Origin of the sequence: Gordonia westfalica, assembly GCF_900105725.1 — a bacterium.
Taxonomy (GTDB): domain Bacteria; phylum Actinomycetota; class Actinomycetes; order Mycobacteriales; family Mycobacteriaceae; genus Gordonia; species Gordonia westfalica.
The window spans coordinates 3,573,767-3,587,587 of the sequence record NZ_FNLM01000034.1 but is presented as its reverse complement, the minus strand read 5'-3'; the positions used below and the strand labels follow the sequence as shown (position 1 = coordinate 3,587,587).

Below are 13,821 nucleotides of genomic sequence, written 5' to 3'. Positions count from 1 at the left end.
ATGCCCTCACGTTCTCCCGCAGAAGAACTCGACGTCGACGGGGTCGCCGTCCGACTCAGCAACCCGGACAAGATCTATTTCCCCGAACTCGGCGAGAACGGTGGCCGCAAGCGAGATCTCGTTGGGTACTACCGGACTCTCGCGCTCGGCGTCGACGACAGCGGTGACGGCCCCCTGATGCGCGCGACCCGCGACCGGCCGACGTTCCTCCAGCGCTTTCCCGACGGCGTCGAGGGTGATGAGATCTACCAGAAGCACATCGCCAAGAAGCGTCCCGAGCATGTGCAATCCACGCCGATCGTGTTCCCGTCCAAGCGGACCGGGGACGCGATCCGCCCGACGGTACCGGCGGACCTGGTGTGGGCGGCGAACCTGGGTACCGTCACTTTCCACACCTGGCCGACGATCCACCCGGACAACGACCACCCCGATCAGCTACGCATCGATCTGGACCCACAACCCGGCACCACGTTCGAAGATGTTCGGCGCGTGGCGATCGACGGGTTGAAACCGCTTCTCGACGAACTCGGCTTCACCGGCTTCGTGAAGACGTCGGGTGGTCGCGGCATTCACGTGTACGTCCCTATCGAACCCCTCTGGGACTTCATCGCCACCCGACGGTGCGTCATCGCCGTCGCGCGTGAACTCGAGCGCCGCGACCCGGACCACGTCACCACCTCGTGGTGGAAAGAGGAACGCGGGGAACGGATCTTCATCGACTTCAACCAGAACGCCCGCGACCGCACGATGGCCTCGCCCTACTCGGTACGACGCAGCGCGACGGGCCGCGTGTCGACGCCGGTGACATGGGACGAACTCGCCGACGTCGATCCCGACGACTGCACGATGGCGACGGTTCCGAAGCTCCTCGAGAATCGCGGCGATCCGTGGGCCGACATCGCCGATCATCGTCGCGGCATCGAGAAGCTGCTCGAGATGGTGCAGGAGGACGACGCAAACGGATTGGCCGACATGCCCTATCCGCCCAGCTACCCGAAGATGCCCGGCGAACCGCCGCGTGTGCAACCCAGCAAGAAGGTGGCCGAACACTGGGACGAGAAGGGCAACCGGATCGAGGACTGAAGTCCCGTCTTGCTGCCTGAGGCGTGAGGAGCGGTAGCGACGGGCCACGAAGGCCTGGCGAGTCGACGTCCCAAGGCCCTTCGTGGCTCGCTCCGCTCGCACCTCAGGGAGCGGTTGGGTCGCGATTGTGCTTTGCCTACCGAGCCAACGCCTCGGTCGCCCACTCTGCGAAGGTCTGCCAGCCGACGTCGGGGAACCGGCGGTGCAGTTCGGCGATGTCGACCTCGTAACCGCGGTCGCCGAGGAAGGCGAACATCGCACTCATGTCGGCCGACGGGATGCGTTCGGGGTCGTAGGATTCGGCGCTCACGCTGGTACCGAGGATGTCGCCGACCATGCGTGCCATCTCGGCGGGCGTCGGCTGGTCGGACGCGATGTCGATGCGCTGGCCGGTGTGGGCACCCGGGTCCCGGAACAGGGTCGCGACGAATCGGCCGAGGTCGCGTCGCGAGAGTTGTTGCAGCGGTTTGTCCGCGGGAATCGCGATCGGCATGACGCCGGCGGCGAGGGCGTCGGCGCCGGCGAGCAGGTTGTCGTAGAAGTAGGCCGGCCCGACGACCGTGTGCGGGATGTCGGAGGCGGCGAGCATCTGTTCGACCTCGAACTTCGAGTCGAAGTGCGGGACGCCGGTGTCGCGATCGGCAGAGGCCACCGACGAGAAGACCAGGTAGGGGAGTGACGCCGCGGTCGCGGCCTCGAGCAGTGCGGTGCCCTGGGCGACCTCGGCATCGACGCCGGACTCGAACGGCGTCGTCAACGCGAACGCACCCGCCGCGCCGGTGAACGCATCGGTGAGTCCGACGCCACTGACGATGTCACCGACAGCGAGTTCGACGCCGCGGTCCGCCAGCGTCGCCGCCTTCGACGACACCGCGTCGCGGACGACCGCGCGTACCGCGAAACCGGCGTCGAGCAGCGCGTCGAGCACGGCGCCGCCCTGTCCGCCGGTGGCTCCGATCACTACGATGGGAGAGGTATCGGCCATGACCCGACCCTAGTGCGGGCCGAGCGTCTGGCAAGCGGGTTTGGGTGTGGGAGTCCGCGGCGGCTATCATCTCGACGTTGGAGGATTCGCCTAGTGGCCTATGGCGCTCGCCTGGAACGCGGGTTGGGTTAACAGCCCTCAGGGGTTCGAATCCCCTATCCTCCGCCACCGAAGGTCCGCGGCGCACTCCCCGTAAGGGGGGTCGCACCGCGGACCTTCGTCGTATCGCCGGTGCCGAACCCCCGCGGGGCCTGCAGAGATGTGGACGCCGACCCGTCGTGACGACCCGGTGTCACCCCGCCGTGAACCCTCGCTACACTGGACGACGGATCCCGCGCGGCGTGCATCCTGTGAACTCCCCCAGGGCCGGAAGGCAGCAAGGGTCAACGGGCTCTCTCGGGTGCGCGGGGTCCCCTATATCCCAGATTCAAATTTCAGGTCTGCGGCGTCGGACACCCGCACCGGCGTCGTGCCGCGGAAGGTCCAGACGTTGAATTTCCACTCGATGAGTGCCGACCAACTACGTGACACCCAGACGGACCTGAAGAAGCGATACGACGAGTTGGCCGCTCTGGGCCTCGAGCTCGATCTCACCCGCGGCAAGCCCGCTCCCGAACAGCTCGATCTCTCCAATGCGCTGCTGTCCCTGCCCGGCGACGAGTACCGCGACGGCAAGGGCACCGACACCCGTAACTACGGCGGCCTCAACGGCCTGCCCGAGTTGCGTGAGATCTTCGGTGAGCTGCTCGCCGTCGATCCGGAGAACCTGATCGCGTTCGGCAACTCGAGCCTCGAGCTCATGCACGACCTCACCGTCTTCGGTCTGCTGCACGGCACCACCGACTCCGACGAGCCATGGGGTCGTCAGAAGATCAAGTTCCTGTGCCCGTCGCCCGGATACGACCGGCACTTCGCGATCACCGAGAGCTTCGGCATCGAGATGATCCCGGTGCCGATGCTTCCCGACGGCCCGGACGTGCGTCTGTGCGCCGAACTCGTCGCCGGCGACCCGAGTATCAAGGGCCTGTGGGCGGTACCCACCTACTCCAACCCGACCGGCGTCACGTTCTCCGAAGAGGTGACCCGCGGTCTGCTCGAGATGCCGGCCGCTCCCGACTTCCGCATCTACTGGGACAACGCCTACGCGGTGCACACCCTGGTGGAGGCCCCGCCCGCCCCGCTGCGCGTCCTCGAGATGGCTGCCGAGGCCGGTCATCCGAACCGCGTCTACGTGCTCGGCTCGACGTCGAAGATCACCTTCGCCGGAGGCGGCGTGTCGTTCTTCGGGGCGTCGGACGAGAACATCGCCTGGTTCAGCAAGTACCTCGGCTTCAAGACCATCGGCCCGGACAAGGTCAACCAGCTGCGTCACCTCAAGTTCTTCGGCGACGCCGATGGCGTGCGTGCGCACATGGCCCGCCACCGCGAGATCCTGGCGCCGAAGTTCAAGTTGGTGCTCGATATCCTCGAAGATCGGCTGGCCGACTCGAAGGTCGCCTCGTGGTCAGAGCCCGAGGGCGGCTACTTCATCAGTCTCGACGTCGTCGACGGCGCGGCCCGACGCACCATCGAACTGGCCAAGCAGGCCGGGATCGCGTTGACCGCCGCCGGTTCGGCGTTCCCGTACAAGACGGATCCGCACGACCGGAACATTCGTCTCGCGCCGACCTTCCCCGACACCGACGACCTGCGTGCCGCGATGGACGGGGTGGCCACGTGCGTGCTCCTCGCCTCGGCGGAGACCCTGCTGGCGGAGCGTGGCTGACGCGCGCGTCTCGCCGACACGCCGTTCCGAAACGCTGTCCCAGCGTTAGATAGGTCTCATTCGACGGCGAGTGGGCAGGTATGTGCCGATCGATATGCCACTCTTGTAAATCGTGAATCTGCCCAGGCCGGTTCTTCTCGCATCCGGGTTCGCCATCGTGGGGGTCATCGCTCTGGCACTCCAGGATGTCGTCGTGCCCTGGGGCGCCCAGTTCTGGGGTCTGCTGAACAATCAGATCGATCTGGCCGTCTACCGGCAGGGCGCTCAGGCCGTCACCGAAGGCGCGGATCTCTACGACGTCAAGATGATCGGCGACCTCGACTACACGTATTCGCCGTTCTCGGCGTTGCTCTTCACGCCGCTCGCGTGGATCTCCTTCGACGTCGCGCGATGGCTGTGGACCGCGGGGATCGTGGTCGCGCTCTATCTGGTGGTCATGCTGAGTTTCCGCAGCCTCGGTCGGCCGGTCACGTGGCCGCTGCGGGTGATCGCGATGTCGCTGGTCGCGGTGGCGATGCTGCTCGAACCCGTGCGCACGACCATCTGGTACGGCCAGATCAACGTCTTCCTGATGCTGCTGATCCTCGCCGATCTCACCCGCCCCGACACCAGCAGGACGAAGGGCATCGGTGCCGGCATCGCGGCGGGGATCAAGCTGACGCCGCTGATCTTCGCCGGCTATTACGCCGTGCAACGCAATTGGCGTGCCTTCTTCGGGGTCATCGGCGGATTCGTCATGACGGTGGCCATCGGGTTCATCGTCCTTCCTCGTGACTCCTGGGCCTACTGGACCGGCAAGCTGTTCGACTCCGAACGCGTCGGCTCGGCCCAGTTGCGCGGAAACCAGTCGATCCGGGGGATGCTCGCGAACCATCTCGACACCGACGATCCGTCGACCCTCCTGTGGGCCGCGCTGGTGCTGACCGCGCTCGTCGCCGGTTTCGCGGTCGCCACCTACGCCCACCGCAAGGGTCAGGAACTGGTGGCGATCAGCATCGTCGGCATGACCGCGTGTGTGGTGTCGCCGATGTCGTGGGGCCATCACTGGGTCTGGTTCGTGCCGATCGTGGTGGTCGGCGTCCACCTGGCCCTCGACGCGCGACGAGCCCAGGTCCAACGCGGACTCGCGGCCGCGTGCGCGGCGGCCCTGGTGCTGCTCGCGTTCGCCTGGCCGACGCATGTCCCGTCGCTCGTGCCCGACGCCCACTACACCGGCCTGTATGTGAAGACCCGGGTCGTCTGGCTGAACTGGTTCACCGTCAGCCCGTACCTGTGGGCGTATCTCGGGATCCTGATCGCGACGGTCGTCGCGCTGCGGGTGTTCGGTTCGCGGACGGCGGCCCCGTCCGACCCTGCGGCCGTCATCGCTCCGGGGGTCGCAGCATCCGTCATCGCCGACGGCGGGCTGCCCAGCGAGCAGGCCGGCAGCGGCAGCTCCCGGGCCGTCGAACCGTCGCTGCGGACCGAGGACGTGCGGGTGACCCTGTCCGATGAGTTGGCCGCCGACTTGGCCGATGACCTGGTCGGAACCGCCGGTGAGCCGTTGGGTGACGCGCCCGAGACAGGGGCCTCGCCCGCAGTGTGAGGCAGGCGCATCCGATGTCACGGCTCGCCGGTACTCTCGACGCGTGGCTCTGTATCGCACCTATCGCCCGGCTACCTTCGCCGACGTCGTGGGGCAGGAGCACGTCACCGATCCGTTGAGCCGTGCCCTGGACTCGGGGCGCATCAACCACGCGTACCTCTTCTCGGGTCCGCGCGGGTGTGGCAAGACGTCGTCGGCGCGAATCCTGGCGCGGTCGTTGAACTGTGCCGAGGGTCCCACCTCGCGTCCGTGCGGCACCTGCTCGTCGTGTGTGGCGCTGGCTCCCGGTGGTCCCGGCAACCTCGACGTCATCGAACTCGACGCGGCCAGCCATGGCGGTGTCGACGACACCCGCGAGCTGCGCGACCGCGCGTTCTATGCGCCGGCCGAGTCGCGCTATCGCGTGTTCATCGTCGACGAGGCGCACATGGTGACCAACGCCGGCTTCAACGCGCTGCTCAAGATCGTCGAGGAACCGCCGGAGCACCTCATCTTCGTGTTCGCGACCACCGAACCGGAGAAGGTGCTGCCGACGATCCGTTCGCGCACACACCACTACCCGTTCCGTCTGCTCGCTCCGCCCGTGATGCGCGGACTGCTGGAGAAGATCTGTGAGCGCGAGGGTGTCACCGTGTCACCCGAGGTCTACCCACTGGTCATCCGTGCCGGCGGTGGTTCGCCGCGTGACTCGCTGTCGATCCTCGATCAGCTCCTCGCCGGTGCCGACGATCAGGGCGTCGCCTACGAGCGCGCACTCGCGTTGCTCGGTGTCACCGACGTCGCCCTCATCGACACCGCCGTCGACGCACTGGCGTCGGCCGACGGTGCGGCATTGTTCGGTGCCGTCGAGAAGGTCGTCGACGCCGGTCACGATCCGCGCCGCTTCGCCGTGGACCTCCTCGAACGGCTCCGCGACCTTATTCTGTTGCAGGCCGTTCCCGATGCCGCCGACCGCGGCCTGGTCGAGGCTCCGGGCGATCAGCTCGCACGCATGCAGGGGCAGATCGAGACCCTCGGCCCCGCCGCGTTGACGCGCTTCGCCGAGATCGTGCACGACGCCCTCGGCGAGATGCGCGGGACCACGTCGCCGCGACTCCTCCTCGAGGTGATGTGCGCGCGCATGTTGCTGCCCGCCGTCTCGAACGACGACGCCGCCCTCTTGCAGCGACTCGAGCGTCTGGAATCGGGGATCGGCACCACCTCGATCCCGGTCCCGTCGAAACCCGCTGAGCCAGAACCAGAACCGAAGTTCGTGCGTCCGTCGCAGCGCAAGGCGATGGAAGAGGCGAAGGCGGCCGAGGAGGCCCGTCGTGCCGCGGCCGAGGAAGCGGAGGCCGACGCCGCCGTCGTCGCACCCACGCCCCCGGAACCGACGCCCGCGGCGCCGATGCCGTCAGCGCCGACACCAACTGCGCCGGAGCCTGTCGCGCCGGCACCCGAGCCTGTGGCCGCTGAACCTGTGGCCGCCGAGCCGGTTGCGCTGTTGACCGAGGTCGAGGACACCACCGACGACGCGGACATGCTCGAGGAGCTGAGTGTCGAGGAGCCTGCGCTCGACGCCCTTCCCGACCCGGATGCGCTCGATCTCGGGGACCTCGAGACCGGGGACCTCGAGACCGGGGACCTCGAGACCGGGGACCTCGAGACCGGGGACCTCGAGACCGGGGACACCGGAGCCCTGGACGCCGAGGCGCCGACGCTCGATCTCCCCGTCGCCGCAGTCGAGACGCCGCCCGAGGCGGAGGCGACAGCACCGCCGTCGCCGGAACCCGTGCGGCCGCCCGTCCGGAACGACGCCACCACCCAGAAGGTCCGGAACGGCGGCACCCCGACCGCGCCGGAACCGCCGTTGCGCGCGCCGGTGGCCCAGCCGACTCCGGAACCGGCCCCCGAGCCCGCACAGTCGGCACACTTCGACGACATCCCGTTGCCGGACGAACCGGTCGACGAGTACTCGGTTCCGCCTCCCGACGCGATGCCGGTCCGGGCCAAGGCGCCTGAGCCGAAACCGGAATCGGAGCCCGAACCCGTTCCCTCCGGCGGACTCGACGCCGACGAGGTCCGCAAGCGCTATCCGGAGATCCGGGCAGCGGTGCGGGAGCGTTCGAAGAGTCTCGAACCGATGTTGTCGGCGGCGGTCATCGCAGATCTCGAGGGCACCACTGTTGTCCTGGGGCACCCCGTCGAGGTGCTCGTCGGACGACTCTCGGCACCCCATGCGGTGACGATCATCCGCGAGGCGCTGTCCGAGGTCTTCGGCACACCGCTCGACGTGCGCACCGTGCATCAGGCCCCGGGCACTGCGGTCGCGCCGTCGTCGGCCGGCGGCGGGCAGCCGACGAAACCGCAGGCCAAGCCCCGGCAGTCGTACTCGCGGCCGAGTCGTGCCCGGGATCAGTCGGTGGCCACGGCCCCCGCACCCGAGCCGGTGGCCGAACCGGAGGAGCCCGAGCCGCCACGTGCGGACGAGGACATCCCCGACGAGGAGCGCGCCGAGATGGTTGCAGATGCAAGGACCGGAGCTCCCGAACAGCGTCTCGACCCCGATCTGGTGGCCCTCGAGTTGCTCAAGTCGGAACTCGGGGCACGGCCGATCGAGTGACCGTCAGGCCTGAGCGTCAGTTCCCGCGTGCAGTTCAGGCGGACGTCCCCGTGCACTGAGGGACCCGAGCCCCAGAACGACGAAGCCCCGCCGGTGATCGGGCGGGGCCTCGTCGGGTCGAGAAGGCTCAGGCGTTCCACCAGGGACGCAGCGGCACCTGGTGGCCACCACGGTCGTCGAGCTTCGTCGCGAGGACGTGATGGAGCTGGATGATGTTGCGGTCGAAGCCGATCCGGCAGCCCGCCATGTACAGGCCCCACAGGCGGGCGGTGCCTTCGCCGACCTCGGCGACGGCCTCGTCCCAGTGATCGACGAGGTTGATGTTCCAGTCGCGCAGGGTCATCGCGTAGTGCTCGCGGAAGTTCTCCTCGTGGATCACCTCCATGCCGCCGATGTCCTGGAGCTTGGAGATGATCTTGCCCGAACCGGTGAGCTCGCCGTCGGGGAACACGTAGCGGTCGATGAACGAACCGGCCTTGCTGCGGCTCGCGTTGTCGGGCCGGGTGATGCAGTGGTTCAGCAGCATTCCGCCCGGGCGCAGCTTGTCTCGCATGAAGCCGAAGTAGGCCGGGTAATTGCTGACGCCGATGTGCTCGGTGAGACCGATGGAGGACACCGCGTCGAAGCCGGACTCGGTGACGTCGCGGTAGTCGCTGTGGCGCACCTCGGCGAAGTCGGTGAGCCCCTCGTCGACGATGGCCTTCTGCGCCCATTCGGCCTGCTCGGCCGAGAGGGTCGCGCCGATGGCGTGCACGCCGCGCTTGGCGGCATAACGGACCATTCCGCCCCAGCCGCAACCGATGTCGAGCAGGCGGTCACCCGGCTTGAGGCGCAGCTTCTCGAAGATGAGTCGGTACTTGTTGTCCTGCGCGGTCTCCAGCGACGCGTCGCGGTCCGGGTAGACCGCACACGTGTAGGTCATCGACGGGCCGAGGACCCACTCGTAGAAGGTGTTCGAGACGTCGTAGTGGTAGTGGATGACCTCGGCGTCGCGAGCCTTGCTGTGGCGCAGGCCTTCGGCGAAACGACGCCAGCGCGGCACGGCCTCCTGCGGCGGCGGGGCGATCGGCTTGAAGTGCTCGATGCCGAGCGACCGCGCGATCTGAGCCAGGGCCAGCGGCGACGGACGGTGGAAGGCCAGATCGCTGGCGAGAGCCTTCAGCGCCGGGTAGGGATCACCGGGGTGCGCACCGATGAGTTCGAGATCGCCGGCGATGTAGGCGCGGGCCAGGCCGAGGTCGCCGGGGGCCGTGACCAGGTAGGTGGTACCGCGCGGCGTCTTCAGGTTGAGGCCGTACTTCGCGTCGGCCGGGCCGGCGCTGCTGCCGTCGTAGGCCGAGATCCGGATCGACAGGTTGCCGCCCAGGAGCGTCTCGAAGATCTCGGAGAGGGACATCTTGCCCACATGTGAATCCGCACCCGTCGGTGCGTCCTTGAATGTCGTCATTGGCGTTTCACCGCTTTCGCATAGAGGTCCAGGAGGCGGCCGCGGGGGTCGTACCGCTTCTTGAGGAGCCGATAACTCTCACCGCCGTAGAGTTCGTCGAACTCTTCCGGCTCGTAGAAACTCTCCGAGTACAGCGACTTGTGGCCGTCGAGTTCGGCGACCTTGCGTTCGATGATCTTGTTGGTGTGCCCGGGATCGCCCGGGGTGACCGGCACGGCCGACCAGAAGCCGACGTTGACGTAGGTGCGTTGCGGTTCGAGCGGGTAGAGCGGCCAGGGGCGGACCGGATCGCTGCCGGGCAGGGCCGGTTCGCGTAGGCGCAGCGGGCACAACCAGATCGGCTCGATCGGGATGTTCGCCAGGAACCACTCGACATAGTCGGTGGTTCGCTCGATCGGGACCTCGATGTCCTGTACGACGCGTTCGCCCGCCGGTAGACCCTTACGGGCGTTGAGGCGGTCGCCGATCTCGTAGCGCTGGTCGAGGCCGATGAGCTTCCAGTAGAAGCTGCTGCGCAGGTAGCGCTTCGGCCACCAGCGGCGGATCTTCGGGTTCTGCGCACCGAAAGCGCGTGAGCACCAGAACCAGTCGGTGTCCCATCGCCACAGGTAGTCGTGGATGGTGAGCCGATCGGTGGTCTTGTTCTGGACCGACCGGTAGTAGATGTCCATCCCGGTGTAGTCGCTGACCGGGCCGTCCTCGTCCGTCTGGCGTCCGAGGGTGAGGTAGGATTCGTTGGCGGAGAACACGACTCCGTCGAGGTAGTCGACCCGCTCGCCGTCGTGGGTCTGGTCGGTGACGATGGTCTCCATCGCCGCCTGCAGCTCGGCGATCGACGTGAACCGCACGTGACGCAACGCGACGTAGGGCTTCACCGGCTCCAGCTCGATCCGCAGCCGCACCGAATATCCCAACGTGCCATAAGAATTGGGGAAGCCGAAGAAAAGGTCGGCGTGCTCGTTGGTGGGCGTCGCGGTGATGATCTCGCCGTCGCCGGTCAGGATGTCGATCTCGGAGACGGACTCGTGCGGGAGGCCGGACCGGAACGAGGTGCTCTCGATGCCGAGGCCGGTGACGGCGCCACCCAGGGTGATCGTCTTGAGTTGCGGGACCACCAGGGGTGCCAGGCCATGGGGAAGGGTCGCCGCGACGAGGTTCTCGTAGGTGCACATCCCGGCGACGTCGGCGGTGCGGGCGTCGGGGTCGACCGAGATCACCCGGTCGAGTCCGGAGACGTCCAGTCCGGGATGTGGATTGGCTGCGCGCTTGCGGAAGAGGTTCGACGTCTTCTTCGCAAGGCGCACGGTCGCGTTCGGAGGGATGGCACGATAGCTGGCCAGCAGGGTGGACACCCCCTGGTCAAATGCCTGTCCCCCCATCTCCAAGCCAGAGCTCACCCGGATAGCCTAGGACTTGATCAGTTCGCCCGCCAATCGTTTCGTCCCGAGGAGTGTCCATCGTGGGTCAGGTTTCCGCATCGCAATCGATCGACATCGCCGCTGCTCCGGACGCGGTCGTCGGAGCTCTCGCCGACTACGACGATGTACGTCCGGCGATCCTCCCGGCGCAGTACCGCGACTACAAGGTCATCAGCGGCGGCAACGGCGACGGCACTGTCGTGCACTGGATTCTGCAGGCCACCGAGAAGCGGCAGCGCGACGTCCAGGCGACCGTCAGCGTCACCCCGGACACCGTCACCGAGCGCGACGCCAACTCGACCATGGTGACGACCTACACGGTCGCGTCGTCGGGCAGCGGTTCGCGCGTCACCACGACCACCACCTGGAAGGGTGCCGGCGGCATCGGCGGCTTCTTCGAGAAGACCTTCGCGCCCAAGGGGCTCAACCGCATTCAGGCCGAGGTGCTCGGCAACCTCAAGAAGCGTCTCGAGAGCTGACCCCGCGCAGGAGGGGCCGGGCCCGACCCTCGCCTCTCCCGATCCGGGACGGCGTCGACTCGACGCGGGTGGTGTTGCGGTCGGGGCCCGAATCCACCGTCGGCGATGCACTGCTCGCGTCGCCAAGCCTCGCGGGTCTCGGAATCGAGGAGTTGCACGCGCGTGCCTCGTCCGGCGAGATCGTCGACGCCGACGGTCGACCCGTCGACCTCGACGCGCCGTCGCGGATGAACGTCTCGCTCTACCTGTACCGCGACCTCCCCGACGAGGTCCCGATTCCCTTCGACGTCCCGGTGCTCTACCGCGACGACAACATCGTCGTCGTGGACAAGCCGCACTTCCTGGCCACCATGCCGCGGGGTCGTCATGTGACGCAGACCGCGCTGGTACGACTCCGGCGGGAACTGGGCAGCGACACGATCTCGCCGGCCCACCGGCTCGACCGGCTCACCGCCGGCGTCCTGCTGTTCACGCTGCGCCCGGAGGTGCGATCGGCGTACCAGCAGCTGTTCGCAACACGTACCGCGCGCAAGGAGTACCGCGCGCTGGCGCCGGTCGACGAGACCCTCGCCGAGACCGTCACAGTGCGCGACCGGATCGAGAAAACCGCCGGTGACCTGCGGGCACGCGTCGTCGACGGCCCGGTCAACGCCATCAGCGACATCACCCTCGTCGAGCGGACCGCGCAGGGCGGCGTGTACCGCCTGGTCCCGCACACCGGGCGCACCCACCAGCTGCGACTGCACATGTCGTCGCTGGGCGTCCCCATCGTCGACGACCCGCTGTATCCCGACGTCCGCCCGGAGCTGGCCGAACGGCCTGACCACGGGGACTTCACCTCGCCCCTGCGGCTCGTCGCGCACGTCCTGGAGTTCACGGACCCGCTCGACGGGACGGAACGCCGGTTCACCAGCCGGCGTTCGGTGCTGCCCTGAAAAGCGCCCGTGGAACGGCCTCCTGGAGGGCGCTTCGCAGGGGCGTATTTCAGCGGCGGACCTCGATGGGGTCGGCGGAGGGGAACTACCCTGGCCAGCGTGACGATCCGAGCGTCGTATGAACGACACCCCGACCTGGGATGCGAGGCCGTCGTGTTCATCGACGACGAGTCGCTGGCGTGTTTCCAGATCCAGCGCGATCTCACCGGTGGGCCGCGCGCCGACGAGTACTGCGTCACCACCGGCGCGAGTGCGCCGATCTACGGCGGAATCGTCGAATGGCGGCGCGTCGAGGACCGCTTGGAGTTCGCACTGACCCGTCGGGCGAGCCGCCTGTTCGGCGACGAGGTCCTGTCCTTCGAGATCAGCCCGGTCGACGAGGCGACCATCGACGACATCGCCGCGCATGTCGATCGATTGTTGCGCTGACCCGGGGGCTACCCTGGACGGCGTGACGCAACCTTTCGATCCCAGCGCATTGTTCGGCGGCGGCCAGGGCGGCGAGAACCCGATGGCGGGCCTGCTGGCCCAGGCGCAGCAGATGCAGGAGAAGCTCCTGTCCGCACAGAACGAGATCGCCGCGGCGGAGATCGTCGGAAGCGCGGGCAACGGCCTGGTCACCGTGACCGGCAACGGCACCGGCGAGGTGACCGCGGTGTCCATCGATCCCAAGGTCGTCGACGCCGACGATGTGGAGACCCTGCAGGATCTGCTGCTGGGTGCGCTCGCCGATCTCGCGGAGAAGCGTGAGCAGCTCACGAGCGAGAAGATGGGCCCGCTGGCCGGCGGTCTGGGCGGCGGCATCCCCGGGCTCGGCGGCTGATCGCGCCCGCCGCGCGATCCTTTCCACGACACCAGAGAACCCGGGCACGCGATGTATGAAGGACCGATCCAGGATCTGATCGACGAGCTGGCCAAGCAGCCGGGGCTCGGTCCGAAAGGTGCACAGCGGATCGCATTCCACCTGCTCGCCGGGGAGAAGTCCGACATCGACCGGCTGATCGCCGCACTCGGGCGTGTCCGCGACGACGTCGTGTTCTGCGCCGAATGCGGCAACGTGTCGGCGAATCGCCTGTGCCGGATCTGCTCCGACTCCCGTCGTGACGCCACCAAGATCTGCGTCGTCGAAGAACCCAAGGACGTGCACGCGATCGAGCGGACCAAGGAGTTCACCGGTCGCTACCACGTGCTCGGCGGTGCGCTGGACCCGTTGTCGGGAATCGGACCCGACCAGCTCCGTATTCGTGAGCTGCTGCGTCGGCTCGCGAATCAGGACGACGGCGTCGATGTCAGCGAGGTGATCGTCGCGACCGACCCCAACACCGAGGGCGAGGCCACCGCCACCTACCTGCAGCGCATGCTCAAGGACTTCCCCGGGCTGTCGGTGACACGTCTGGCGTCGGGTCTGCCGATGGGCGGCGACATCGAGTTCGCCGACGAACTGACCCTCGGCCGAGCCCTCTCCGGGCGCCGGATTCTCGCCTGAGGACCGTACGCGGGCGATCTTCGTGAGCCCGGCTAA

At 67.8% G+C, this 13,821-nt stretch carries 12 protein-coding genes, 1 tRNA gene and 1 other RNA gene; 11 read left to right on the top strand and 3 right to left on the bottom strand.

Features of this window, described 5'->3' with window-relative positions:
* On the top strand, nucleotides 1–1,083 hold the full coding sequence (locus BLU62_RS21990; RefSeq protein ID WP_074852067.1) for a DNA polymerase domain-containing protein: 1,083 nt from the start codon (nucleotides 1–3) through the stop codon (nucleotides 1,081–1,083).
* Nucleotides 1,084–1,219: 136 nt separating this feature from the next.
* Here BLU62_RS21990 and BLU62_RS21985 read toward each other — a convergent pair whose 3' ends face one another.
* A complete protein-coding gene (locus BLU62_RS21985; protein ID WP_074852066.1) occupies nucleotides 1,220–2,068 on the bottom strand; it encodes an NmrA family NAD(P)-binding protein in 849 nt (282 codons plus the stop codon).
* A gap of 79 nt (nucleotides 2,069–2,147) precedes the next feature.
* Between BLU62_RS21985 and BLU62_RS21980 the strand changes: the two genes are divergently transcribed.
* The 5 genes from BLU62_RS21980 (at nucleotide 2,148) to BLU62_RS21960 (ending at nucleotide 8,020) form a co-directional block, all read left to right on the top strand.
* A tRNA-Ser gene (locus tag BLU62_RS21980) sits at nucleotides 2,148–2,236 on the top strand.
* Nucleotides 2,237–2,392: 156 nt separating this feature from the next.
* Nucleotides 2,393–2,487, top strand: an RNA gene (ffs, locus tag BLU62_RS21975) — signal recognition particle sRNA small type.
* A gap of 71 nt (nucleotides 2,488–2,558) precedes the next feature.
* Nucleotides 2,559–3,833 carry an aspartate aminotransferase type Ic gene (locus BLU62_RS21970; RefSeq protein WP_074853116.1) on the top strand — a complete coding sequence of 425 codons (1,275 nt, stop codon included), beginning with the start codon at nucleotides 2,559–2,561 and terminating at the stop codon, nucleotides 3,831–3,833.
* A 112-nt stretch (nucleotides 3,834–3,945) separates the two neighbouring features.
* On the top strand, nucleotides 3,946–5,418 hold the full coding sequence (locus BLU62_RS21965) for a glycosyltransferase 87 family protein (RefSeq protein WP_074852065.1): 1,473 nt from the start codon (nucleotides 3,946–3,948) through the stop codon (nucleotides 5,416–5,418).
* Nucleotides 5,419–5,461: 43 nt separating this feature from the next.
* Nucleotides 5,462–8,020, top strand: a complete 2,559-nt coding sequence (locus BLU62_RS21960; RefSeq protein ID WP_074852064.1) for a DNA polymerase III subunit gamma and tau — start codon at nucleotides 5,462–5,464, stop codon at nucleotides 8,018–8,020.
* A gap of 127 nt (nucleotides 8,021–8,147) precedes the next feature.
* Here BLU62_RS21960 and BLU62_RS21955 read toward each other — a convergent pair whose 3' ends face one another.
* Nucleotides 8,148–9,467 (bottom strand): class I SAM-dependent methyltransferase, encoded by a 1,320-nt coding sequence (locus tag BLU62_RS21955; protein WP_074852063.1) that lies wholly within the window; start codon nucleotides 9,465–9,467, stop codon nucleotides 8,148–8,150.
* Complete coding sequence (locus tag BLU62_RS21950) at nucleotides 9,464–10,846, bottom strand: FAD-binding oxidoreductase (protein ID WP_074852062.1); 1,383 nt, start codon at nucleotides 10,844–10,846, stop codon at nucleotides 9,464–9,466. The genes BLU62_RS21955 and BLU62_RS21950 overlap by 4 nt, the downstream gene beginning before the upstream one ends.
* Before the next feature lie 80 nt (nucleotides 10,847–10,926).
* Here BLU62_RS21950 and BLU62_RS21945 point away from each other — a divergent pair, with 80 nt between their 5' ends.
* The 5 genes from BLU62_RS21945 (at nucleotide 10,927) to recR (ending at nucleotide 13,785) form a co-directional block, all read left to right on the top strand.
* Nucleotides 10,927–11,364 (top strand): SRPBCC family protein, encoded by a 438-nt coding sequence (locus BLU62_RS21945; protein ID WP_074853114.1) that lies wholly within the window; start codon nucleotides 10,927–10,929, stop codon nucleotides 11,362–11,364.
* A 68-nt stretch (nucleotides 11,365–11,432) separates the two neighbouring features.
* Nucleotides 11,433–12,299 (top strand): pseudouridine synthase, encoded by an 867-nt coding sequence (locus BLU62_RS21940; RefSeq protein ID WP_074852061.1) that lies wholly within the window; start codon nucleotides 11,433–11,435, stop codon nucleotides 12,297–12,299.
* 99 nt (nucleotides 12,300–12,398) lie between these two features.
* Nucleotides 12,399–12,728, top strand: a complete 330-nt coding sequence (locus tag BLU62_RS21935) for a hypothetical protein (RefSeq protein ID WP_074852060.1) — start codon at nucleotides 12,399–12,401, stop codon at nucleotides 12,726–12,728.
* A complete protein-coding gene (locus BLU62_RS21930; RefSeq protein ID WP_208863655.1) occupies nucleotides 12,706–13,122 on the top strand; it encodes a YbaB/EbfC family nucleoid-associated protein in 417 nt (138 codons plus the stop codon). Before BLU62_RS21935 ends, BLU62_RS21930 begins: the two co-directional genes overlap by 23 nt.
* Nucleotides 13,123–13,173: 51 nt before the next feature.
* Nucleotides 13,174–13,785 carry a recombination mediator RecR gene (recR, locus tag BLU62_RS21925; RefSeq protein WP_074852058.1) on the top strand — a complete coding sequence of 204 codons (612 nt, stop codon included), beginning with the start codon at nucleotides 13,174–13,176 and terminating at the stop codon, nucleotides 13,783–13,785.
* Nucleotides 13,786–13,821: the final 36 nt, after the last annotated feature.